This window comes from Pseudomonas sp. NPDC089752, assembly GCF_044748725.1.
In the GTDB taxonomy this organism is placed as follows: domain Bacteria; phylum Pseudomonadota; class Gammaproteobacteria; order Pseudomonadales; family Pseudomonadaceae; genus Aquipseudomonas.
Map to the genome: position 1 here is coordinate 13,523 of NZ_JBIVGP010000003.1, position 23,575 is coordinate 37,097.

Consider the following 23,575-nt stretch of genomic DNA (forward strand, 5'->3'; position numbering starts at 1 on the left):
GTCAGAAGGAGTCGGCCATGAGTTACCAGCACCAGTACGTAGACGGCACGCGCATCCACTTCCCGCTGGGCAAGGTGGTGTGCATCGGCCGCAACTATGCCGAGCATGCCAAGGAACTGGACAACCCCATTCCGACCGAGCCGCTGCTGTTCATCAAGCCGGGCAGCTGCGTGGTGCCGCTGGAAGGTGGATTCAAGATCCCAACTGACCGTGGCTCGGTGCATTACGAGGCGGAAATCGCCGTGCTGCTGGGCAAGTCACTGTCCGCGCATGCTTCGGAAGAAGAAGTGCTCGACGCCATTTCCGGTTACGCGCCGGCGTTGGATCTGACCCTGCGCGACCTGCAGTCCAAGCTCAAGGAAAAAGGTTTGCCGTGGGAACTCTGCAAAAGCTTCGACGGTGCTTGTGTGTTACCACCGTTCGTTTCGGCTTCCGCGTTCGAAGACGTGACTGATATCCCGGTGCGCCTGACTATCAATGGTGAGGTTCGCCAGGATGGCAACAGCGCGATGATGCTCAACCCGATCGTGCCGATCATTCAGCACATGGCCAAATGTTTTTCGCTGCAGGCGGGGGATGTGATCCTGACCGGTACGCCGGCCGGCGTTGGGCCGTTCAATGTGGGTGATGAGCTGGTGCTGGAGCTGCCGGGTGTGAGCCGCTTCGAGAGCCGGGTGCTTTGATCTGAGACCGCGTCGCCTGCATCGCGGATGAATCCGCTCCTACCAGCGACTGCGCCGTCCCTGTAGGAGCGGATTCATCCGCGATGCGGACGACGCGGTTTACCGTTTTTTTCACAACCCATCCGGATAATGCGCAAACCCTAGCCTATTTCCCCAGGAATACCCCGCATGTCCAGCGCCTCCGCCTCCCCCAAAATCAAGCGCCGCTTTTACCGGCGCTGGCCCTTCGCCCTGGCCGCAGCTGCGGTGATCGGCTACGGCGTGGCGGTGGCGATGCACTGGGATGACCGTGGCCTGCTATGGCTCAAGGAAGGTTTCGAAAGCACCGCCGAGCGCAGCGAAAGCGTCTGGCTGCCGGACTATCAGGTCGATATCGATGCCAAGCCGTTGCCGGGCATGGATGACGACGAAGCCTCGGACATAGCGTTCAACCCGCAAACCCGCACGCTGTTCGTGGTCATGGGCAAGAACCCGTTCCTGGTCGAGCTGAGCCTCGATGGCGAGGTGCTGCGGCAAATCCCCCTGGAGGGCTGGAACAACCCCGAAGGTGTCGCCGTGCTCGAAGATGGTCAACTGGCCATCACCGATGAGCGCCTCCACGACCTGACCGTGGTCAAAGTGGATGCCCAGACCCAATCGCTGAAGCACGCGGATTTCCCGAGCCACGACCTGGGCCCCTCGGTAAAGAGCAACAAAGGCTTCGAAGCCATCGCCTGGGACCCGATGCGCCAGCGCCTGGTGATCGGCGAGGAACGGCCGCCAAAGCTGTACACCTGGAACACCGATGGCCGCACCCCGCTCAAGGGTGACAAGCAATTGCTGGCCAGCGACGAACTCGACCTGCGCAATCTGTCGGCCCTGGGTGTCGACCCGCGCACTGGCCACTTGCTGGTGCTGTCGGCCGATTCGAACATGCTGCTGGAGCTCGACGAGCAAGGCCAGCAGGTCAGCTTCATGACCTTGCTGGGCGGTTTCAACGGCCTCAAGGACACCATTCCGCGCGCTGAAGGGGTGGCCATGGACGACCAGGGCAATCTGTACATGGTCAGCGAGCCGGCGCTGTTCTATCGCTTCAAGAAGAACTGACTGCAGCATCAGACTATTCTGATGCTGGCATTAAGCTTTACTTCAGTTGAACGTGGTTAGATTCGCCATCCTCAAATCGAGTCTGCCTTTTATGCTTCGCACTGTTCGTCTGCCCCTGGTTCTGGCTGTCCTTGGCCTGCTCGCCGTGCTCGTCCTGGGTGCGGCCGAGCGGCATTTCCGCTTGGCCGAGCGTGGCTGGTTCAACCTCAAGACCTGGTGGCAGCCGGCTGAGCTGAGCATGGGCCTGGAGCGCTACCAGGTGGTGATCGAAGCACAGCCCATCGAAGGGCTGGACGATGATGTTTCCGCACTGACCTACGACCCCGACCGTAAAACGTTGTTTACGGTGACCAACAAGCGTTCCGAGTTGATCGAGTTGTCCCTCGACGGTCGCATTCTGCGCCGTGTGCCGCTGACCGGCTTCGGTGATCCGGAGGCGGTGGAATACGTAGGACCGAACAGCTATGTGATCACCGATGAGCGCACTCAACGGCTGATCCGCGTGCGTCTTGAGGACGACACGATGTTCCTTGATGCCAACGATGCCGAACAACTGAGCCTGGGGATCGGCCTGAACGGCAACAAGGGCTTTGAAGGCCTGGCCTTTGATTCGGCGGGCAAGCGCCTGTTCGTGGCCAAGGAGCGCGACCCGATGGTGATCTACGAGATTCACGGTTTCCCCCACGATAACCCGGAGCAGCCTTATGCCGTGCACGTGGTGCAGGACCGCAAGCGCGATGCGCGGCTGTTCGTGAGGGATTTGTCGAGCCTGCAGTTCGATGAGCGCAGTGGGCATCTGCTGGCGCTGTCGGATGAATCGCGGCTGGTGCTGGAGCTCGATGTGAAGGGCAAACCACTGAGCACGATGTCATTGCGCAAGGGGTATCAGGGCTTGAAACAGACGGTGCCGCAGGCGGAAGGGATTGCGATGGACGAGGCGGGGACGATCTATCTGGTCAGTGAGCCGAACCTGTTTTATGTGTTCAAGCAGCCGGCTGAATGATTGCGGCTGAGGGCCTCTTCGCGGGGCAAGCCCGCTCCCACAAATGATCGGCGTTGGCAGAACCATTGTGGGAGCGGGCTTGCCCCGCGAATGACATCACTCGGCTTTCAGGCTCTTCACACCTTCCGAAGTGCCCAGCAGCAGCAAGTCCGCCGGCCGCGCCGCGAACAGGCCATTGGTGACCACGCCGACGATCGCATTGATCTGCGCTTCCAGCTCCACTGGGTTGGTGATCTGCAGGTTGTGCACGTCGAGGATCACGTTGCCGTTATCGGTCACCACGCCCTCGCGATAGACCGGGTCGCCGCCCAGCTTCACCAGTTGGCGCGCCACATGGCTGCGGGCCATCGGGATGACCTCGACCGGCAGCGGGAAGGCGCCCAGCACCGGCACCAGCTTGCTGCCATCGGCGATGCAGATGAAGGTCTTGGCCACCGCCGCGACGATCTTCTCGCGGGTCAGCGCCGCGCCGCCGCCCTTGATCAGGTTCAGGTGCGCGTCGCTCTCGTCGGCGCCGTCGACATAGAACTCCAGCTCGCTGACGCTGTTCAGCTCGTAGACCGGGATGCCATGGCCTTTCAGACGCTGGGCAGTGGCCTCGGAGCTGGCGACCGCGCCATCGAACGCGGTCTTGTGCTGGGCCAGGGCGTCGATGAAGAAGTTGGCGGTCGAACCGGTGCCGACGCCGACGACGCTCTTTTCATCCAGCTTGGGCAGAATGAAGTCGACAGCGGCCTGGGCGACGGCCTGTTTGAGTTGGTCCTGGGTCATGCGGGCTCCGAAAAGGGGCAGGGCGGTTTGCAATGTGGCCTAGTATAACGGCTCGCATACAGGCTAGGGCGGCTTTGCTGTGGTCGCCCGACGTAGCGCTGGGGTAGACTCGCAGGCCTTGTCCCGCGGCCAGTGATGCTTTCCCGATGCTCGAACAGTACGTCAAGAAGATCCTCACCTCGCGCGTCTACGACGTCGCTGTCGAAACCCCGCTGCAGGCCGCTGGGCAGCTGAGCAAGCGCCTGGGCAATCAGATTCTGCTCAAACGTGAAGACCTGCAGCCGGTGTTCTCTTTCAAGATCCGCGGGGCGTACAACAAGCTGGCGCAACTGAGCCCGGAAGAACTGGCCCGCGGCGTGGTTACCGCCTCCGCCGGCAACCACGCCCAGGGCCTGGCCCTGGCCGCGCGTGAAATGGGCATCAAGGCCACTATCGTGATGCCCAAGACCACCCCGGAGATCAAGGTCGAAGGCGTGCGTTCGCGCGGCGGCAAAGTGGTTCTGCATGGCGATTCGTTCCCCGAGGCGCTGGCCTACTCGCTGAAGCTGGTCGACGAGAAGGGCTTCGTTTATGTCCACCCTTACGACGATCCCCACACCATCGCAGGCCAAGGCACCGTGGCCATGGAAATCCTGCGCCAGCACCCGGGCCAGCTGGACGCGATCTTCGTGCCGGTGGGCGGTGGTGGCCTGATCGCCGGCATCGCGGCTTATGTGAAATACCTGCGCCCGGAAATCAAGGTGATCGGCGTAGAACCGGATGATTCCAACTGCCTGCAGGCAGCGATGGCCGCCGGCGAGCGTGTGGTATTGCCGCAGGTCGGGCTGTTTGCCGATGGCGTGGCGGTGGCGCAGATCGGCCAGCATACCTTCGACATCTGCCGCTTGCATGTGGATGAAGTGGTGACCGTCAGCACTGACGAGATTTGTGCGGCGATCAAGGATATCTACGACGATACCCGCTCGATCACCGAACCTGCCGGTGCGTTGGGTGTGGCCGGTATCAAGAAGTATGTGGAACTCTACGGCGTGAGCGATCAGACCCTGGTCGCCATCGACTCGGGCGCCAACGTCAACTTTGACCGCCTGCGCCACGTCGCCGAGCGTGCCGAGCTGGGTGAGAAGCGAGAAGCGATCATCGCCGTGACCATTCCCGAGCGCCCGGGCAGCTTCAAGGCCTTCTGCGAGGCCATCGGCAAACGCCAGATCACCGAATTCAACTACCGCAAGCACACTTCCGACGAGGCCCACATCTTCGTCGGTGTGCAGACGCATCCTGAGAACGACCCGCGGGCCGCGCTGGTGCAGAATCTCATCGAGCAGGGTTTCCCGGTTACCGACCTGACCGACAACGAACTGGCCAAGCTGCATATCCGCCATATGGTCGGCGGCCATTCGGCCGGTGCCAGCGACGAGATGGTGCTGCGCTTCGAATTCCCGGAGCGGCCGGGCGCGCTGTTCAACTTCCTCAACAAGCTGGGCGGGCGCTGGAACATCTCGATGTTCCACTACCGCAACCATGGCGCGGCCGACGGGCGCGTGGTGGCCGGGTTGCAGGTGCCGGAGGAGGAGCGGCACCTGGTGCCGGCGGCGCTGGCCAAGATTGGCTATCCGTACTGGGACGAAACCGACAACCCGGCCTACAAGCTGTTCCTGGGTTGAGCGGCTAAGCTTGGCTAACTACCCCAAGGACGTGAAGACATGGAACACCTGACCACCCTCAAGGCCTTGCACGTCATCGCCACCGTGCTGCTGCTTCTGGGCGCGCTGGGCCTGGCGATCTGGACCGTCCGCGCCCGTCGCCGGGGCGATGCCGACGCCTACGGCAAGCTGCTGCGTCGGCCACTGGTGTTCGTCTGGCTGTTGATGGGTTTGTGCCTGGTGAGCATGCCGTTCACCGGCTGGTGGCTGGTGCACCTGGTGGGTTGGCCGCTGGGGCAGACCTGGGTGCTGGCCTCCAGCGTCATATATACCTTCGGCGCGTTTGCCGTGTGGTGGCTGCTGGTGCGGCTGAACAGGCTGCGCAAGGCCGAAACGGTGGGGTTGCGGTTTACCTTGGCCCTGGCAGTGTTCAGCGGTGTTTGCTTCCTGTCCATTGCCGGATTGATGGGCGCCAAGCCGGTCTGACAGCCTTGCCGGCCTCTTCGCGGGGCAAGCCCGCTCCCACAATGGTCCTACCAACCCCGAACACTGTGAGAGCGGGCTTGCCCCGCGAAGAGGCCGGCGCAGCAATACATCAATCCCTGAGTGAAACCACCGGCCAGCCACGCCGCTCGGCCTCGGCCTGCAGTTTCGGATCCGGATCCACCGCCACCGCGTGCGTCACCCGCTCCAGCAACGGCAAATCATTCATCGAATCGCTATAGAAATAGCTGTCTTCCAGATCGAAGCCGTTCTCCAGCATCCAGCGCTCCAGCCTCGTCACCTTGCCTTCACGGAAACACGGTATATCGGTACTGCGCCCGGTGTAGCGGCCATCCTGCATTTCGCACTCGGTCGCCAGCAGCACGCGCACGCCCAGGCGGCGGGCAATGGGCGCTGTGACGAAGCGGTTGGTGGCGGTGATGATCACCAGTTGGTCGCCGGCATCGCGGTGCTGCTGCAGCAAGGCCAGGGCCTTGGGCAGGATGATCGGCTCGATGCAGTCGCGCATGAATTCGCCGTGCCACTGGTCGAGCTGAGCGGGTTCGGTGGCCGCGAGGATTTCCATGGAGAAGGCCAGGTAGGCCTGCAGGTCCAGGGTGCCGTTCAGGTAATCCTGGTAGAAGGCGTCGTTGCGTTGTTTGTAGGCGATCGGGTCGAGAATGCCCCGCTCGCACAAATAATCACCCCAGGCGTGGTCGCTGTCGCCACCGAGGAGGGTATTGTCCAGGTCGAATAAAGCCAGGCGCATCGTGGTCACTCGCATCAGCTACTGGGTAGGCCCGCAGAATACGGAGTTTTCACCTCGCTGCACATAAGCTTGGCGGGCGCGTTGCTGCGCTCGCAGGCTTTGTGGAACAATGCGGTGACATGCGTTTGCGAGGTTGCTGCCGTGATCGACCCGGATGGTTTTCGCCCCAATGTCGGGATCATTCTCACGAATGATGCCGGGCAGGTGCTATGGGCTCGGCGGATCAACCAGGATGCCTGGCAATTCCCGCAGGGTGGCATCAACCCTGACGAGACGCCGGAAGATGCCCTGTACCGCGAGCTGAACGAAGAAGTTGGCCTTGAACGCGATGATGTGGAAATTCTTGCCTGCACCCGCGGCTGGTTGCGTTATCGTTTACCCCAGCGACTGGTCCGTACCCACAGCCAACCGCTGTGCATCGGCCAGAAGCAAAAGTGGTTTTTGCTGCGCCTGGTGAGCAATGAGCAACGGGTGCGGATGGACCTGACCGGCAAGCCTGAATTCGACGGCTGGCGCTGGGTCAGCTATTGGTACCCGTTGGGCCAGGTGGTGACCTTCAAGCGTGAAGTGTATCGCCGCGCCCTGAAAGAGCTTGCACCGCGTCTATTGACGCGCGACTGACGACGGAGTTCGACCCCGAGCCATGCTCAATACGCTGCGCAAGATCGTCCAGGAAGTGAACTCCGCCAAAGATCTCAAGACGGCGTTGGGCATCATCGTCTTGCGCGTGAAGGAAGCCATGGGCAGCCAGGTCTGCTCGGTCTACCTGCTCGACCCGGAAACCAACCGCTTCGTGCTGATGGCCAGCGAAGGCCTGAACAAGCGCTCCATCGGCAAGGTCAGCATGGCCCCCAACGAGGGCCTGGTCGGTCTGGTCGGTACCCGGGAAGAGCCGCTGAACCTGGAAAACGCCGCCGACCACCCGCGTTACCGCTACTTCGCCGAAACCGGTGAAGAGAAATTCGCCTCTTTCCTCGGTGCACCGATCATCCACCATCGCCGCGTGGTGGGTGTGCTGGTCATCCAGCAGAAAGAGCGCCGCCAGTTCGACGAAGGTGAAGAAGCCTTCCTGGTCACCATGAGCGCCCAGCTCGCCGGGGTTATCGCCCATGCCGAGGCTACCGGCTCCATCCGTGGCCTGGGGCGTCAGGGCAAGGGCATCCAGGAAGCGCGCTTCGTCGGTGTGCCGGGCTCGCCAGGTGCCGCCGTCGGGCGCGCCGTGGTGATGCTGCCACCGGCTGACCTGGAGGTGGTGCCGGACAAGACCGTCGAGGACATCGACGCTGAACTGAAACTGTTCAACAACGCCCTCGAAGGCGTGCGCGCCGACATGCGCAAGCTGTCGGCCAAGCTGGCCACCCAGCTGCGCCCGGAAGAGCGCGCGCTGTTCGACGTGTACTTGATGATGCTCGAAGACGCCGCCCTCGGCGGTGAAGTGACCGAGGTCATCAAGACCGGCCAGTGGGCACAGGGCGCCCTGCGTCAGGTGGTCGGCGAACACGTCAACCGCTTCGAACTGATGGACGACGACTACCTGCGCGAGCGCGCCTCGGACGTCAAGGATCTTGGTCGCCGCCTGCTGGCCTACCTTCAGGAAGCCCGTTCTCAGTCGCTGGTGTATGCCGACAACACCATCCTGGTCAGCGAGGAGCTGACCCCGGCGATGCTTGGCGAAGTTCCGGAAGGCAAGCTGGTCGGCCTGGTCTCGGTGCTGGGCTCGGGCAACTCCCACGTCGCCATCCTGGCCAGGGCCATGGGCATCCCGACGGTCATGGGCCTGGTGGATCTTCCGTATTCCAAGGTCGATGGCATTGAACTGATCGTCGACGGCTACAAGGGTGAGGTGTTCACCAACCCCAGCGATGTGCTGCGCAAGCAGTACAGCGAGGTGGTCGAAGAGGAACGCCAGCTGGCCCAAGGCCTCGATGCGCTGCGCGAGCTGCCTTGCGTGACCCCGGACGGCCACCGCATGCCGTTGTGGGTCAACACCGGCCTGCTTGCCGACGTGGCCCGTGCCCAGCAACGTGGCGCCGAGGGTGTAGGCCTGTACCGCACTGAAGTACCGTTCATGATCCAGCAGCGTTTTCCCAGCGAAAAGGAACAGCTGGCGATCTATCGCGAGCAATTGGCGTCGTTCCACCCGCTGCCGGTGACCATGCGTACCCTGGATATCGGCGGCGACAAGGCCCTGTCCTACTTCCCGATCAAGGAAGAAAACCCGTTCCTGGGCTGGCGCGGCATCCGCGTCACCCTCGACCACCCGGAAATCTTCCTGGTCCAGACCCGCGCCATGCTCAAGGCCAGCGAAGGCCTGAACAACCTGCGCATCCTGTTGCCGATGATTTCGGGTATCCACGAACTGGAAGAGGCCCTGCACCTGATCCACCGTGCCTGGGGCGAAGTGCGCGACGAAGGCACCGATGTGCCGATGCCCCCGGTGGGCGTGATGGTCGAAATCCCGGCGGCGGTGTACCAGACCAAGGAGCTGGCGCGGCAGGTGGACTTCCTGTCGGTCGGCTCCAACGACCTGACCCAGTACCTGTTGGCCGTAGACCGCAACAACCCGCGGGTCGCCGACCTCTACGACTACCTGCACCCGGCGGTGCTGCAGGCCTTGAACACCGTGGTGCGCGACGCCCATGGCGAAGGCAAGCCGGTGAGCATCTGTGGCGAGATGGCCGGTGACCCGGCGGCGGCAATCCTGTTGATGGCCATGGGCTTCGACAGCTTGTCGATGAACGCCACCAACCTGCCGAAAGTGAAGTGGATGCTGCGCCAGGTCAACATGAGCAAGGCCAAGGAGCTGCTGGCCGACGCCCTGAGCCATGACAACCCGCAGGTGATCCACAGCTCGTTGCAGCTGGCGCTGAAGAACCTTGGCCTGGCGCGGATGATCGGGCCTGGGGCCAACAAGACCCTCTGATATCTGTACCGGCCTATTCGCGGGGCAAGCCCGCTCCCACAATGGTTCTGCCAACGCCGATCATTGTGGGAGCGGGCTTGCCCGCGAAGAGGCCGGAACAATCACCATCAAATCAGTAGCTCGATCTCTCCTAAATGTCCACCAAACGGCCCGAAACTGCGCTCAATCAGCCGTCTTTTCCCCTGATCGTCCACAATCAGCACCGTACTGGCCCGTGTCCCATAGTTCTGACTGGCAATGAACACGCTCGACAGCAGCTTCTCCGTCGCCAACCCCACACCCGTTTCCGGCAATTCACTCTCAGGGGCCGTCTCACCATCGGCCAGCAACGCCAATAGCTGCTGCGGATCCGCTGAATCCAGCAACCCCTCCAGCCCACTGCGCGCCTTCACCAGTTTCGGCCAAGGCGTATCCAGCCCTGCATTGGAAACCCCGTACACCCCAGCCCCCAGCAAGCGTGGCGCCGCTTCGCGGGCGTGCAGATAACCCAGTTGGCCCGCATCACCCACCAGCAGATTGAACCCCGAATACTGTTTGCTGCGGCTGGCGACCTCGTCCAGGTAGGCCTCGACCCCAAGCTCTCCTTGCAGGTAGGCCGCCACCAGCTCGCCGCGCGAGCGCGGCCCTAGTGCTTGCCCAGGGTCACGAATATTGGTCAGCGCGGCAAACCGCCCCTGCGGCCCCACACCCAGCCACGTACCACCGGCCTCCAGGTCGCGCCCGGCATGCACCCCAGGCGCATCTTCCCAGGCCGCCAGGGCCTGGGTGGGCCGGGCATAGAACTCGTCGCGGTTGGCCGCCACGATCAGCGGCAGGGCGTGCCCCGGCCGCCAGGCGAATACGATCAGGCACATCGGTTGGGCCTCTGTGTTTTTCGTCACTGTACCCACTGCGGCGGCGGTGATCCATCCTGTCACAGAGTTCACTAGAGCCTCGTGCCCAGCTTCCGTTACCATGCCGGATTGTTTTTCTCGGGGACGACGAATGGAGTTCGCACTCTATCTGCTGTTGGGCGCCTGCGCCGGCGTGCTGGCCGGGCTGTTCGGCGTGGGCGGGGGCATCATCATCGTGCCGGTGCTGGTGTTCAGCTTCACCTTGCAGGGCTTCGACGCATCCGTACTGACCCACCTGGCAGTCGGCACATCGCTGGCCACCATCGTCTTCACCTCGATCAACGCCGTGCTCGAACACCACCGCAAGGGCGCGGTGCAGTGGCCCATTTTCGCCTGGATGACCGTCGGCATCCTGCTCGGCGCCCTGGTAGGTGCCAAGACCGCTTCGCTGATTCAGGGCCCGCAGTTGCAGAAGATCATCGGCGTGTTCGCGCTGATCATAGCCGTACAGATGGCCCTGGACTTCAAACCCAAGGCCAGCCGTGGCATCCCCGGCAAACCGGTGCTGATCGGCGCGGGTGGGGTAATCGGCTGGGCGTCGGCGATCTTTGGCATCGGCGGTGGCTCGTTGACCGTACCGTTCCTGACCTGGCGCAGCCTGCCGATGCAGCAGGCGGTGGCCACGTCCTCGGCCTGCGGCCTGCCGATTGCCGTGGCCAGCGCGTTGAGCTTCATGTGGTTGGGCTGGCACGAAGAACACTTGCCGGCGCACAGCGTGGGCTATGTCTATCTGCCAGCGCTGGTCGGCATTGCCGTGACCAGCATGTTTTTCGCCCGCTTCGGCGCGCGCCTGGCGCACAAGCTGTCGCCGCGCCTGCTCAAGCGTCTGTTCGCCGCGCTGCTGTTCTGCGTCGGCCTGAGCTTCCTGATTTGAAACGAGAGGAATATCCATGCTGCCTTACCCGCAGATAGACCCCGTGGCCGTGGCCCTCGGGCCGCTGAAAATCCACTGGTACGGCCTGATGTACCTGATCGGCATCGGCGGCGCCTGGCTGCTCGCTTCGCGCCGACTCAACCGCTTCGACCCCACCTGGTCGCGCGAGAAGCTCTCCGACCTGGTGTTCTGGCTGTCGATGGGGGTGATCGTCGGCGGGCGCCTGGGTTACGTGCTGTTCTACGACCTGCATGCCTACCTGGCCAACCCGACGCTGATTTTCGAGGTGTGGAAGGGCGGCATGTCGTTCCACGGCGGCTTCATCGGCGTGATGCTGGCGGCGCTGTGGTTTGGCAAGCGCAACAACAAGTCGTTCTTCGAACTGATGGACTTCGTCGCCCCGTTGGTGCCGATCGGCCTGGGTGCCGGGCGCATCGGCAACTTCATCAATGCCGAGTTGTGGGGCAAGCCCACCGACCTGCCATGGGCGATGATCTTCCCGCCGTTCAGCGACCCGGCACAGCTGCCACGGCACCCGTCGCAGCTGTACCAGTTCGCGTTGGAAGGCGTGGCGCTGTTCGTCATCCTCTGGCTGTTCTCGCGCAAGCCGCGGCCAACCATGGCGGTGTCGGGCATGTTCTCGCTGTTTTACGGCATCTTCCGCTTTGCCGTGGAGTTTGTCCGGGTGCCGGATGCGCAACTGGGTTACATCGCCTTCGGCTGGCTGACCCAAGGCCAGTTGCTGTGCATTCCGATGATAGTCGGTGGCCTCGTTCTGATCTGGTGGGCTTATAATCGCAAGCCTACGGCGAAACCCGCCTGATTAATCCCACGGCAGGGGCGATCCCCTGCCGTTTTTGTTACAGGTAAGCCATGAAACAGTATCTGGACCTGGTCCGCGACGTTATCGAAAACGGCACGCTGCAGGGCAACCGCACCGGCATCCGCACCATCAGCCTGCCAGGCGCCATGCTGCGCTTCGACCTGCAGAAGGGCTTTCCAGCCATCACCACGCGCAAGCTGGCGTTCAAGTCTGCCATCGGCGAGATGGTCGGCTTCCTGCGTGGCGTGAAAAACGCCGGTGAGTTCCGCGAGCTTGGCTGCAAGGTCTGGGACCAGAACGCCAACGAAAATGCCCAGTGGCTGGCCAACCCGTTCCGCCAGGGCCATGACGACCTCGGCGAGATCTACGGTGTGCAATGGCGCCAGTGGCCGGGTTACAAGCGCATCCCGCTGAACAACCCGGCGGCGATCGAGATGGCCGAGAAAGCCGGCTTCCGTCAGATTGCCAAGGACGAGGAAGACGGCCAGGCGTTCGTCATCCTGTACAAGGCCATCGACCAGGTGCGTCAGTGCCTGGACACCATCGCCAACGACCCGGGCAGCCGGCGCATCCTGTTCCATGGCTGGAACTGCGCCCAGCTGGACGAAATGGCGCTGCCGCCTTGCCATTTGCTGTACCAGTTCCACCCGAATGTCGAGACGAAGGAGCTTTCCCTGACCCTCTACATCCGTTCCAACGACCTGGGCCTGGGCACACCGTTCAACCTTACCGAAGGCGCAGCGCTGCTGTCGCTGTTCGCCCGCCTGACCGGTTATACGCCGCGCTGGTTCACCTACTTCATCGGCGATGCCCATGTGTACGAAAACCACCTGGACATGCTCAACGAGCAACTCAAGCGCGAGCCGCTGGAAGCGCCGAAGCTGGTAATCAGTGACCGCGTGCCGGAGTTCGCCAAGACCGGCAAGTACGAACCGGAGTGGCTGGAGAAGATCGAGCCGAGCGACTTCAGCCTCGAAGGGTATGAGCACCATGCGCCGATGACGGCGCCGATGGCGGTCTGATCTCAAGCCTTCCAATCACCGGGCTGTAATTCTTCCCTACAGTCCGGTTGGCTTTTCCTACATCACCAATCTTCGCGCTCCCACATCCCGTTCGGAGCCATATGCTATCGCCACCTTGTTGACTCAGGGACAATTATCCGGCCTGACAGCAAGCGCCACGCCGCTTGCTGTCGGCGGTGATGGCGAGCATTTTTCAAACAGCAACCGCTCGGCGTCCCCCTCCCTTCGATAAAAAAAACGAGGTATCGATATGTACCCACAAGTCGAAACGACCCAAGCCCCACTGGAAATGACCCTGGAAGAAACCCTCGATGTACGAGGCGCTGGTACCTGGGCTGACGTTGGCCAGGCGATCGGCCAAGTGATCGACACGGCCATTGCGGTGGTCGCAACCGTCAGCTGAGGCCTCGACGCCTTCACTGGGGGGAGTGGCGCCGCTCCCTTCCTCACGCTGCCTCGAGGGGCAATTGCCATGTTGGAACTGGGAAGGGTCGCCCAGCGTGCGCCAGTGCGCAGTCTGGTCTTCGGATGGCTGCTGTGCCTGTTTTTTTTTATGCTCGTCATCCTGTTGCTGGTGGGTGAATATGCGCGCAAAGAAGAGGTCCAGGGCCGTATCCTGACCCGCGATGTGGTGCGCATTGCCAGTGAAGGCAGTGTGCATGTCCAGGAGGTGCTGGTAACGGCCGGGCAAGCGGTACACAAGGATCAACCCCTGCTGCGGATTCGCCCGCAGGAGCCTGAGAATTTCAGCGAAGCCAATGGCCAGACCACCGCCGCGCAAAGCGCCGAGCGCCTGGACAGTTTGTTGGCCGACACCCACAGCGACGAGCAGCATGCCCGTGAGCTCTACCAGTCTCAAAGCCAGTCCCTGGCGCTGCAAATCGAACAACTGCAGGCTGACCTCGCGCTGAACGAGCAGATCGAACAGTCGATTCGCCGCCGCGTCGGCATTGCCGCAGGCCTGCAGCGGCGACATGAGCGTCTGGCACGTGAGGGGGCGGTGTCCGAGGCTGCGCTGAATGAAGCAATCGTGCGTCACGAAACCGCTCAGCAGAACCTGGCCAGCAATCAGCAGGCCAATGTGGCGGCGCGCCAACGCTTGCTGGAATTGCAGCAGCGCAGCCGCGACGCCGGCCACCAGCTCACCCTGCGCCTCGGCGAAATTGCCCGCCAACGTCACGAACTGCTGGAGCGGCGGGAAGCTGTTAGCAAACGCCAGCAGTACGTGTTGCTGTCGCCGGTGGAAGGTATCGTCGATGGCGTCTCGGTGTTCGCTGGCAGCCGGGCCCAAGCCGGCCAGCCGATGATGCTCTTGCGAATCGACCAGCCCGAACGCCCTGCACCAACGGTGATGCTCGATATCAGCCCGTCGAGCATCGGTTTCGCAAGCCCGGGGACGCCGGTGATCGTGAGGCTCGACGCATTCCCCTATGAGCGCTACGGCGTGGTGAAAGGGCAAATCGTGCACAGTACCGCCAGCACCTACCGAGATCCGCAACTCGGGGCTGCGGCCAATGCGCAGGGTGAGGCCATGTACCTGGTGGAGGTTGCCCTTGATTTCAGCGATCCGCGCACACGCATCCGCGAAGAGTGGCTCAAGGACGGCATGACCCTGCGCGGTTCGTTGCACCTGCAGTCGCTCAGCCTGATCGAATGGCTTTTCTTGCCACTGCTCAAGGGTAGCCAGCGTAATCCCGACTTTCTCCAGGCGGTGGCGACATGACCCTGTTCGGCGATGCCATGGGGCGCGCCAAGCGTTGGATTCGCCCAAGGGTGCCGATCATTCTTCAGGACGAGATGGCCGAGTGTGGCCTGGCCGCCATTGCCATGATCGCCAGTTACCACGGCCAGGCCACCACGTTGCGGCAGATGCGCCAACGTTGCACGGTGGCGCGCGATGGCATGTCGTTGTTCCAGATCATCAAGGTGTGCGAGGCCTCGGGGTTCGCTTGCCGGCCGCTCAAGGTGATGCTCGACGGCCTGCGCCAGGTACGCGCGCCGTCTATCCTGTTCTGGAACAAGATGCACTTCGTGGTGCTGGAAGCGGTGGACGGGCGCGGCCTGCATATCGTCGATCCTGCCTTGGGGCGGCGCTTCTACACCTGGGAAGAAGCGCTGCCGCTGTTCAGCGGCGTGGCCCTGGAGCTGGTGCCGGGCCTGCAGTTCACCTTGCGCCGCAAAAGCCCCACACGCCAGGCCCTGGGCCTTGGCAGTGTGCTGGCCGCCAACCCCTGGCTGCTGCGTTACCTGATCCCCATGGGCCTGCTGGCCATCGTCATGTACCTGGGTGCGATTGCCGCGCCGAAGCTGTTCTCGTTGACCATCGATGAGGTCGTGGCCAAGAACGATGCTGATTTTCTGTTCTTGATCCTCTATGTGTTCGGCGCCGTATTTCTGCTCAAGTCCGCAGCCGCCTGGGTGCGCGCGTGGCTGGACGCGCAACTGCGCGTCGCCCTCAGCCAGGACCTGGGTATCGGCGTGGTGGCGTGGCTGTTACGCCTGCCGGTGGACTACTTCGAGCGGCGTGCGCCAGGGGATATCTTGCGTCGCACCCAAGTCAGCGACCGCGCCTACATTCAGTTCACCGCTGGCTGGATGGATTTGGCGATCGACGCATTCTTCGGTCTTGCCTTCCTCGGTCTGATGGCACTGATCAATCTGCAACTGGCGGCACTGTCACTTGGGCTTTGCGCGCTGTTTTTCCTGTTTCGCCTGCTGACCCTGCCGATGATGGAGCGGACTCACAAAGCCTCGATCGAAGCCGAAACCGCCAGAAATGTCACCCTGCTCGGCACACTCGGCGCCGTGGAGTCGATGAAGCTCTACCGCTATGAAGGCGCCAAACTGGCCTGCTGGAGTAACCAGCACGTCGAGACCGAAGCCGCCCGCGCCCGCGTGCAGCGCCTGCAGGCCATGAATGGCGTGGTCCATGAAGGCCTGTCCCACGGCCACTCATTGCTGGTCAGTGCCTTGGGGGCTTTTGCCGTGCTGCAGGGTGAAAACAGCATCGGCGACCTGTTCGCCTTCGTGCTCTATAAAGACATGTTCATGGGCTGCACGCTCAAGGTGCTCGACCGATATGCCAACCTGCGCCTGTTGCGGGTGGAGCTGAGCCGGGTGGAGGATATCGTCGACGAACAACCCGAGGTGCTGGACGACAATCTGTATCAGGCGCGAGCCGACCAAGCCGCGCCGATACTACGAAGCCTTCAGGTGCGTGGCGGGGTGTTCCGCTACAGCAGTTTCGAGCGTCCGGTATTCGCCGATGTCGACCTGCACCTGGCGGCCGGCAGCAAGGTCGCCATCTTCGGGCCCTCCGGGTGCGGCAAGAGCACCCTGCTCAAGGTGCTGGCGGGCTTCTATCGGCTCGATGGCGGGCAATTCGAAGTCAATGGTATTGCACTGCAGCGGTTCGGCCTGCAGCGCTTTCGGCAGCAGTTGGCCTATGTCACGGCCCATGACGAAATCATCAGCGCCAGCGTGACCGACAACATCACCCTCGACAGCGACCGTGTCGACGCGGCCTGGTTGCAATCCTGCGTAGAACAGGCTGGCCTGCTGACGGCAGTGCAAGGCTTGGCCAATGGCTTCAATACCAAGTTGGGGCCGGCAGGCGTGCAGCTCTCCACCGGCCAGAAACAACGGTTGTTGATCGCCCGTGCGCTGTACCGGCGCCCGCAGATGTTGCTGCTGGACGAACCTACGTCGCACCTGGATGCCGATGCCCGTGACCGCATCATCGCCACCCTTGAGCAGTTGACCACGCTTTGCGTGATCGTGACTCACGATCCGGAAGTCGCCAAGGCCTGCGATCGCGTGTTGCGCATGCACGCTGGGCAGTTGCGATCGATACCGGCGGGAGAGTCGTATGGCTGAGCCTGCGCGTGTTGGCTGGCGCATGCGCTATTGGCTGTTACGCATGAGCGCCAGGGCCTATCTGGCTCACGGGGTGGCGCGATGCCTGGCATGGATTGCGCGCTTTGTGCCGTTGGGCTGGCTGTTTCGGGTGCTTCCCGCGCTGCTGCAGCGGTTGCCGGCGGCTTGGCGCGGCAAGGACTACAGCCTGTGCCGACAGAACCTCGAAGCCTTGGGCTACGCGCGACCGCAGGCGCAGGCCCTGGCCTGCCGTTATGGTGTGTTGCAGTTGCAGCGGGCCGTGCACGAGCGGCTGTACCCCCGCCGCCAACCACAGGCGCTCAGGGCCTGGGTGAACGGCATCCCCGAGGTCGATCCGCTGGGTTGGCCTGCCGCGAGCCGGCCGGCGCTGTATCTGCTGCTGCACACGGGCGAGTACTGGATGGCGGTGACCAGTGTCATGGCTCGTGAAGCTTCGCCGACACGCTTCGTGATCCCGATCTGGAACTTCGCCGATGCCTACACCCAGGCTTCGCTGCGCCAACTCGAGGGCCTGGGGCATCGCGTGGAGGTGCTCGACGCCGCCCATCCAACCACGGCGCTGACCATGGCCCGTGCACTGAAACGCGGGGAGCGGGTCATTCTGTTCTGCGACCTGCCGGTCAGCATGGGGGCCTTGCGCTTTGGTGAGCCGCTGCCGGGGAGGCTGTTCGAGCGTTGCGCGCAGTTCGTCAAAGGGCCGCTGTTCCTGGCGGCGAAGCTGCAGTGCGATGCCTTGATGGTTGGGCATCGGGCGCAGTTGGGTGGGAGAGGGCAGGTGCGGATTCTGACCCGTGTTCGTGCGGCGCCACTGGCGATCATGCAGCGACAGTGGATGGCAGCGCTCGAGCGGTTCATCGGCGCGGCGCCTGAGCAATGGCTGTATTTGCCCCGACTCGAAGCCTACTACCAGCGCCAGCGGTCGGCGGGGGAACAGCGTGGCACGGCAGGCTTGGACGGCAGACGATGAGAGGTCCGAAGGCTTGGGGAGTGGCTACCTGCCTGGCTTTGGCCGGCTGTTCTTTCGTGCCCACCTATGAGCGGCCTCAGGCTCCCGTCGCGCAACAGTGGCGCGACCAACCCGCGCAACCCGCTGCCGCGCTGTTGCCCGACTGGCAGCAGATGTTCAACGACCAGCACCTGCGCGAGTTGATAGCCCAGGCGCTGGAGCATAATCGAAGCCTGCGAATCGCGGTGCAGCGGATCGACGAAGCCCGGGCTCTGCTCGGTATGGCCAGTGCCGAGCTGTGGCCGGCCTTGGGCGTGCAGGGGGCGACCCAGCGCAGGCAATTGTCGGCGCTGGATTCGCCAACGGGCGAGCGGCAGATCGTTGAGCAGGGTCGCTTCAGTCTGGGCATCGGCATCACCGCTTACGAGCTGGATATCTGGGGACGTGTCAGGGCGCTGCGCGAGAGTGCGGGTCAGCAGCTGCTGGCGACCGAAGAGGATGCCCGAGCCGTGCAGATCGGGCTGGTGGCCGAGGTGGCCGCAGCCTATTACGAAACGCTGGCTTACGTGAATCTGCGCGAGCGTGATGGCCAGTTGCTTACCGCTGGCGAGCGGTCGCTGGCCTTGATCGAGCGGCGGCGTGGGCAGGGATTGGCCAGTGAACTGGAAGTACGTCAAGCCCAGGCATTGGTATTGGGTGTGGCGGGCTCGCAGGCGAATGCCGAGCGGGCGCTGGTGCTGGCGCTCAACCGCCTGGAGTTGCTCACAGGTGCGAGGGTGGCACCCGCCCGGTTGCAGCCGGCAGCGCTGGAAGCCGAGCAGGTATTGGCGCCGGTTGTGGCGGGGCTTCCCTCGGACTTGCTGACCCAGCGTCCAGACATTCGCGCCGCCGAGGCCCGGCTGAAAGCCTACAACGCCAATATCGGCGCCGCGCGGGCGGCCTATCTGCCACGTATTTCCCTGACCGGGCTGCTGGGGTTGAGCAGTCCGCAGCTGAACCAGTTGTTCCGGGGCGGGGCGCGGGCCTGGTCGTTTGTGCCCGATGTGGCGTTGCCGGTGTTCGACTTCAGGCGTCGGGGGTCACAACTGGCCTTGGCCAAGGCCCAACGGGATATTGCCGTAAGCGAATATGAACAGGCCATCCAACAGGGCTTTCGGGAGGTGGCCGATGCCTTGGGGTCCGCTGAGCCGCTGCGCCGTGAGCTGGAGGCGCAGCGTTTGCTGGTGGCGAATGAACGGCGACGGGTGGAGCTGGCAACGTTGCTGTACGAAGACGGCCTGAACAGCTACCTGGAAGTGCTGGATGCACAACGCAGCCTTAGCGCGGCGCAACAAGGCTTTATCCGCGCGCAGTTGGCGGGGCTGGGTAATCGCCTGTCGCTGTACAAGGCACTCGGGGGCGGCTGGAGCTGAAACCTAATGCCCGTGGCTGCGGGCTACGTGAGAGGGCTCGGTTTCAGGTAACGATACCGCCCCGTTCACCTCCAATTGCTGCAATATCGCACATTCGGCCCCTTGTGCATTGCAACGCTGTCGCAGCTCCACCAGCTGCGCCTGCAACGCCACCAGCCCATCGATCCGCGCCTGTACATGCTCGATATGCTCGTCGATCAACGCATTGACGCTGCCGCACGACCCATCAGGGCTGTCCCGCAGGCGCAGCAGGCTGCGGATTTCGTCGAGGGTCATGTCCAGGGTGCGGCAGTTGCGGATGAACGTCAGTCGCTCGACATGGGCCTGGGTGTATAGCCGGTAATTGCCGTCGGTGCGCGCGGGCTCTGGCAGCAGCTGCTCACGCTCGTAATAGCGGATGGTTTCCACGGCGCAGTCGGTGGCCTTGGCCAGCTCTCCAATCTTCATGGCGAAATCTCCAGCAAGTGGCTTGACCCTATAGTGGCTACAGGGTGTTCACTTGGCAACAGGCCACTTTAAGGACGACCCCATGAACCAGCCTGTCAGCCACGAACACCCTCATGCCCACGGCCACAGCTGCTGCGGCGCCGCTGCCGCGCCGGGCCTCGTGCAATTGAGCGAAAAAGCCAGTGACAATGCCCGCCTCAGCCGCTTCCGCATCCAGGCCATGAATTGCCCCACCGAGCAGACGCTGATCCAGGACAAGCTAGGCAAGCTGGCCGGTATCGAGCAGTTGGAGTTCAACCTGATCAATCGCGTGCTCGGCGTGCGTCATACCCTGGCCGGCACTGTCGAGATCGAAAAAGCCATTGAAAGCCTGGGCATGAAGGCCGAGCCTCTGGCCGATGAAGGTGACGTCGCAGCGCTGCAGGCCACCAAGACCCGGTGGTGGCCGCTGGCGCTGTCAGGCGTTGCGGCGATCGCTGCCGAAATCGTCCATTTCAGCGCGCTGGCGCCCGAGTGGGTGGTGGCGCTACTGGCGCTGGCGGCAATTTTGGGTTGTGGCCTGGGCACCTACAAGAAGGGCTGGATTGCCCTGAAGAACCGCAACCTGAACATCAACGCCCTGATGAGCATCGCGGTGACCGGCGCGGTGCTGATCGGCCAGTGGCCGGAAGCGGCAATGGTCATGGTGCTGTTTACCATTGCCGAGCTGATCGAAGCGCGTTCCCTGGACCGTGCCCGCAATGCCATCAGCGGCCTGATGCAACTCACGCCGGACATGGCCACGGTGCGCCAGGCCGATGGCCAGTGGCGCGAGGTCGAGGTGCGCGACGTGGCGATTGGCGCTCATGTACGGGTGCGCCCCGGTGAGCGGATTGGCCTGGATGGCGAAGTGACAAGCGGGCAATCCAGCGTCGATCAGGCGCCGATCACCGGGGAAAGCCTGCCTGTCGAGAAAGCTGCAGGCGACAAACTGTTCGCCGGCACCATAAACCAGGCCGGGGCACTTGAATACCGCGTCACGGCAGCTGCCGGCCAATCCACCCTGGCACGCATCATCAAGGCCGTCGAAGAGGCGCAGGGCGCCCGTGCGCCTACTCAGCGTTTCGTCGACACCTTCTCGCGGGTCTACACCCCTGTGGTGTTCGCCCTGGCCCTGGCCGTGGCGATCATCCCGCCGCTGTTCATGGCCGGTGCGTGGTTCGACTGGGTCTACCGCGCCTTGGTGCTGTTGGTAGTAGCGTGCCCCTGCGCACTGGTGATCTCCACTCCTGTGACCATCGTCAGTGGCCTGGCCGCCGCAGCGCGCAAAGGCATCCTGATCAAAGGTGGCGTCTACCTGGAGGGCGGCCGCAAGCTCGATGTCCTCGCGCTGGACAAGACCGGCACGATTACCCACGGCAAGCCGGTGCAGACCGATGTCATGGTGCTCGACCCGTTGTTCGAAGGTCGTGCTCAAGCCCTGGCTGCCAGCCTGGCGGCGCGCTCCGACCACCCGGTATCCGGTGCCATTGCCCAGTTCGCCAAGGCACAAAACCTCCCGTTGAGTGACGTCAGCCAATTCGCCGCCATTGCTGGGCGCGGTGTTCGCGGCGACATCGATGGCCAAACCTTCCACCTGGGCAACCATCGCCTGGTCGAAGAATTGGGCCTGTGCTCGCCGCAACTTGAAGCGCAACTGGACGCGCTGGAGCGAGAGGGCAAAACGGTTGTGCTGCTGCTCGACCGCTCTGGCCCGTTGGCGCTGTTCGCCGTGGCCGACACGGTCAAGGACAGCAGCCGCCAGGCCATCGCCGAACTGCATGCACTGGGTATCAAGACCGTCATGCTCACCGGCGACAATCCGCATACCGCCCAGGCCATCGCTGCCCAAGTCGGCATCGACCGCGCCGAAGGCAACCTGTTGCCAGCCGACAAGCTGGCCAGCATCGAGCAGTTGTACGCTCAGGGGCACCGGGTGGGCATGGTTGGTGACGGCATCAACGATGCCCCGGCCCTGGCCCGCGCCGAGATCGGCTTCGCCATGGCCGCTGCCGGTACCGACACCGCCATCGAGACCGCCGACGTGGCGCTGATGGATGACGACTTGCGCAAAATCCCGGCGTTCGTCAGGCTGTCGCGCCAAAGTGCGGCGATCCTGACGCAGAACATTGTTCTGGCGTTGGGCATCAAGGCAATATTTTTGGCGATCACCTTTGCCGGCATGGCCACCTTGTGGATGGCAGTGTTCGCCGACATGGGCGTCAGCCTGCTGGTGGTGTTCAACGGTCTGCGCCTGTTGCGCAAATGAGGTCCTGCAATGCTGAGTGCCGAGCTCAAAGCCTTCTACATGGTGGCCCGCCTGGGCAGCATCACCCTGGCGGCGAAGAAGCTCGGGCTCAGCCAACCAACGGTGACCACGCAGATTCGTAACCTGGAGAGCCAGTACGCGGTGGAGCTGTTCTACCGTGGCGGCCGGCGGCTGGTGCTGAGCGAGGAGGGCGTGCGCCTGCTGCCGATGGTCAAGGCGTTGCTGCAGCAGGAGGCCGACATCGAGTTCGAACTGCGCAACAGCGGCCAGCAGCAGGGCAGCCTGCGCATTGCCGCCACCGCGCCGTACTACATTCTCGACTTGATCAAGATTTTCCGCGAACGCCTGCCGCAGGTGGAAGTGGCGGTCGAGATCGGCAACTCGCAGCAGGTGCTGGAGATGCTCGAAGACTACCGCGTCGATATCGCCGCCTCGTCACAGCTGCTGGAGGACGCCCGCCTGATACGCCGCGTATTGGGCACCGACCCGCTGGTGGTGGCGGTGCACCGTAATCACCCGCTGGCACAGCGCCAGGCGGTCTCGATCGACGCCGTGGCAGGGCATTGTCTGCTGATGCGCGAGCCGGGTTCTACCACCCGCAAGCTCACCGAGCAGATGATGCAGGATGCCGGGGTGAAGGCTGGGGCATTGCTGGAGATCGGCAGCCGCGAGTCGATCCGCGAGGCGGTGCTGCGCAATATCGGCATCAGTGTAATTGCCCGGCATGAAGTGCCGCACAAACCCGAGTTGCGAGTGCTGACGCTGGAGAATGCGCCGGTCATGCATGAGTATCTTTACTGCCTCAAGGAGCGGCGCCAGGCCAGGTTGCCGGCGGCCTTTCTCGGGGTGGCGCAAGAGGTGGTGGGGTCGCAGTTCTAGATTTGCAGTGGCTTCTTCGCGGGGCAAGTCGGATCGCCGCACCGCCGCTCCCACAGATACCCCACCGCCCTCAGCTACAGTGGGCTATCTGTGGGAGCGGGCTTGTCCCGCGAAGGGGCCGGCAGCCGTAAGACATTTCTGAACTTGAAACCAAATACTTCAAGATCAGCATGCTTGGGAATTATCCTACGCGCGCTGCTGAAGTGTCGCTGTTGTCGGGGAAATGCCCCAGGGATACCGTTTTCGGGTCGCTTCGGCGACCGGGTGTGAGAACCCGACTGATACAAGGCATCGTCGTTATGGCGGCCGTGCGCGGGCAGGCTTTGTCCTGGCCGAGTTTTGCCTTTGTTCCTCGGTTTCTCACCCCGTGCACGGCTGCCGCCTTCAATCCGTGAGAAAGATCCAGGTGGCAGTTTCCTTGAGCCGAACAGAGGATATTTGCCATGAAGAAAATCGTCCCCGACCCACCTCACCGCAAACCCATCACTACCCCCTTCTTCACCCATCAATCCGACATGAACCCATCCGACGCCCTGGCTCACGTCAGCGAGCTACTGCGTGGCGTCATCGAAACCATCGACGAACACTGCCGCGCCCGCGCAGGCGAACACGGCCTGAGCATGCTGAGCAATGCCATGCATGCCACCGAGATCGCGCATTCACTGGTGGAGCATGTTCATGATCGGCTCTATGGCCAAAAGGCAGAGGGATGAAGACATGACGGACCAAACCCAACC

22 protein-coding genes are annotated in these 23,575 nt (G+C 63.0%); 18 read left to right on the plus strand and 4 right to left on the minus strand.

All coding sequences use genetic code 11. The annotated features are described in order from the left end of the window. Window positions 1–17: 17 nt before the first annotated feature. The 3 genes from ACIPZF_RS05415 to ACIPZF_RS05425 all read left to right on the plus strand — a co-directional run bounded on the left by ACIPZF_RS05415 (window position 18) and on the right by ACIPZF_RS05425 (window position 2,772). Window positions 18–683 (plus strand): fumarylacetoacetate hydrolase family protein, encoded by a 666-nt coding sequence (locus ACIPZF_RS05415; protein ID WP_400796155.1) that lies wholly within the window; start codon window positions 18–20, stop codon window positions 681–683. Between the two features lie 159 nt (window positions 684–842). Then, window positions 843–1,769 (plus strand): SdiA-regulated domain-containing protein, encoded by a 927-nt coding sequence (locus tag ACIPZF_RS05420; RefSeq protein ID WP_400797104.1) that lies wholly within the window; start codon window positions 843–845, stop codon window positions 1,767–1,769. A 91-nt stretch (window positions 1,770–1,860) separates the two neighbouring features. After that, window positions 1,861–2,772: an SdiA-regulated domain-containing protein gene (locus ACIPZF_RS05425; RefSeq protein ID WP_400796158.1), complete on the plus strand. Its 912-nt coding sequence runs from the start codon at window positions 1,861–1,863 to the stop codon at window positions 2,770–2,772. A 96-nt stretch (window positions 2,773–2,868) separates the two neighbouring features. Here the strand turns inward: ACIPZF_RS05425 and rpiA are convergent, their stop codons facing one another. Continuing rightward, on the minus strand, window positions 2,869–3,543 hold the full coding sequence (gene rpiA / locus ACIPZF_RS05430) for a ribose-5-phosphate isomerase RpiA (RefSeq protein WP_012274697.1): 675 nt from the start codon (window positions 3,541–3,543) through the stop codon (window positions 2,869–2,871). A 146-nt stretch (window positions 3,544–3,689) separates the two neighbouring features. Here rpiA and ilvA point away from each other — a divergent pair, with 146 nt between their 5' ends. Next, window positions 3,690–5,204 carry a threonine ammonia-lyase, biosynthetic gene (gene ilvA, locus ACIPZF_RS05435; protein WP_400796160.1) on the plus strand — a complete coding sequence of 505 codons (1,515 nt, stop codon included), beginning with the start codon at window positions 3,690–3,692 and terminating at the stop codon, window positions 5,202–5,204. A 39-nt stretch (window positions 5,205–5,243) separates the two neighbouring features. Continuing rightward, complete coding sequence (locus ACIPZF_RS05440; protein WP_400796163.1) at window positions 5,244–5,669, plus strand: DUF2269 domain-containing protein; 426 nt, start codon at window positions 5,244–5,246, stop codon at window positions 5,667–5,669. Window positions 5,670–5,778: 109 nt separating this feature from the next. Here the strand turns inward: ACIPZF_RS05440 and ACIPZF_RS05445 are convergent, their stop codons facing one another. Next, window positions 5,779–6,435, minus strand: a complete 657-nt coding sequence (locus ACIPZF_RS05445) for an HAD family hydrolase (RefSeq protein WP_400796166.1) — start codon at window positions 6,433–6,435, stop codon at window positions 5,779–5,781. A 141-nt stretch (window positions 6,436–6,576) separates the two neighbouring features. Here ACIPZF_RS05445 and ACIPZF_RS05450 point away from each other — a divergent pair, with 141 nt between their 5' ends. Further along, a complete protein-coding gene (locus tag ACIPZF_RS05450; RefSeq protein ID WP_003249017.1) occupies window positions 6,577–7,056 on the plus strand; it encodes an RNA pyrophosphohydrolase in 480 nt (159 codons plus the stop codon). Window positions 7,057–7,078: 22 nt separating this feature from the next. Next, the gene (gene ptsP, locus ACIPZF_RS05455) at window positions 7,079–9,358 is read left to right on the plus strand and encodes a phosphoenolpyruvate--protein phosphotransferase (protein ID WP_400796169.1); all 2,280 of its coding nucleotides are present in this window, start codon (window positions 7,079–7,081) and stop codon (window positions 9,356–9,358) included. Window positions 9,359–9,465: 107 nt separating this feature from the next. On the opposite strand, the gene ACIPZF_RS05460 is transcribed toward ptsP, so the two are convergent. After that, window positions 9,466–10,212 (minus strand): NRDE family protein, encoded by a 747-nt coding sequence (locus ACIPZF_RS05460; protein WP_400796171.1) that lies wholly within the window; start codon window positions 10,210–10,212, stop codon window positions 9,466–9,468. Between the two features lie 130 nt (window positions 10,213–10,342). Here ACIPZF_RS05460 and ACIPZF_RS05465 point away from each other — a divergent pair, with 130 nt between their 5' ends. The 8 genes from ACIPZF_RS05465 (at window position 10,343) to ACIPZF_RS05500 (ending at window position 19,225) form a co-directional block, all read left to right on the plus strand. Further along, complete coding sequence (locus ACIPZF_RS05465; protein ID WP_400796173.1) at window positions 10,343–11,125, plus strand: sulfite exporter TauE/SafE family protein; 783 nt, start codon at window positions 10,343–10,345, stop codon at window positions 11,123–11,125. A 16-nt stretch (window positions 11,126–11,141) separates the two neighbouring features. Next, a complete protein-coding gene (gene lgt / locus ACIPZF_RS05470; RefSeq protein WP_400796176.1) occupies window positions 11,142–11,948 on the plus strand; it encodes a prolipoprotein diacylglyceryl transferase in 807 nt (268 codons plus the stop codon). 50 nt (window positions 11,949–11,998) lie between these two features. Further along, the gene (locus ACIPZF_RS05475; RefSeq protein WP_400796179.1) at window positions 11,999–12,970 is read left to right on the plus strand and encodes a thymidylate synthase; all 972 of its coding nucleotides are present in this window, start codon (window positions 11,999–12,001) and stop codon (window positions 12,968–12,970) included. 250 nt (window positions 12,971–13,220) lie between these two features. Then, window positions 13,221–13,373: a hypothetical protein gene (locus ACIPZF_RS05480; RefSeq protein WP_400796182.1), complete on the plus strand. Its 153-nt coding sequence runs from the start codon at window positions 13,221–13,223 to the stop codon at window positions 13,371–13,373. A gap of 150 nt (window positions 13,374–13,523) precedes the next feature. Further along, a complete protein-coding gene (locus tag ACIPZF_RS05485) occupies window positions 13,524–14,693 on the plus strand; it encodes an HlyD family secretion protein (protein ID WP_400796184.1) in 1,170 nt (389 codons plus the stop codon). Beyond that, entirely contained in the window at window positions 14,690–16,846 is a 2,157-nt protein-coding gene (locus ACIPZF_RS05490; RefSeq protein ID WP_400796187.1) for a peptidase domain-containing ABC transporter, read from the plus strand. The genes ACIPZF_RS05485 and ACIPZF_RS05490 overlap by 4 nt, the downstream gene beginning before the upstream one ends. Continuing rightward, the gene (locus ACIPZF_RS05495; protein ID WP_400796190.1) at window positions 16,839–17,834 is read left to right on the plus strand and encodes a hypothetical protein; all 996 of its coding nucleotides are present in this window, start codon (window positions 16,839–16,841) and stop codon (window positions 17,832–17,834) included. Before ACIPZF_RS05490 ends, ACIPZF_RS05495 begins: the two co-directional genes overlap by 8 nt. 20 nt (window positions 17,835–17,854) lie before the next feature. Then, window positions 17,855–19,225, plus strand: coding sequence for an efflux transporter outer membrane subunit (locus ACIPZF_RS05500; RefSeq protein WP_400796193.1), 1,371 nt, complete (start codon window positions 17,855–17,857; stop codon window positions 19,223–19,225). Window positions 19,226–19,228: 3 nt separating this feature from the next. Here ACIPZF_RS05500 and cadR read toward each other — a convergent pair whose 3' ends face one another. Continuing rightward, complete coding sequence (cadR, locus tag ACIPZF_RS05505; protein ID WP_400796196.1) at window positions 19,229–19,672, minus strand: cadmium resistance transcriptional regulator CadR; 444 nt, start codon at window positions 19,670–19,672, stop codon at window positions 19,229–19,231. 82 nt (window positions 19,673–19,754) lie between these two features. On the opposite strand from cadR, the gene ACIPZF_RS05510 reads away from it, so the two are divergent. From ACIPZF_RS05510 to ACIPZF_RS05520, 3 genes are all read left to right on the plus strand, one after another. Beyond that, window positions 19,755–21,959 carry a heavy metal translocating P-type ATPase gene (locus tag ACIPZF_RS05510; protein ID WP_400796198.1) on the plus strand — a complete coding sequence of 735 codons (2,205 nt, stop codon included), beginning with the start codon at window positions 19,755–19,757 and terminating at the stop codon, window positions 21,957–21,959. A gap of 9 nt (window positions 21,960–21,968) precedes the next feature. Continuing rightward, a complete protein-coding gene (locus ACIPZF_RS05515) occupies window positions 21,969–22,838 on the plus strand; it encodes a LysR family transcriptional regulator (protein ID WP_400796201.1) in 870 nt (289 codons plus the stop codon). Between the two features lie 443 nt (window positions 22,839–23,281). Next, window positions 23,282–23,551, plus strand: coding sequence for a hypothetical protein (locus ACIPZF_RS05520; RefSeq protein WP_400796203.1), 270 nt, complete (start codon window positions 23,282–23,284; stop codon window positions 23,549–23,551). Window positions 23,552–23,575 lie beyond the last annotated feature (24 nt).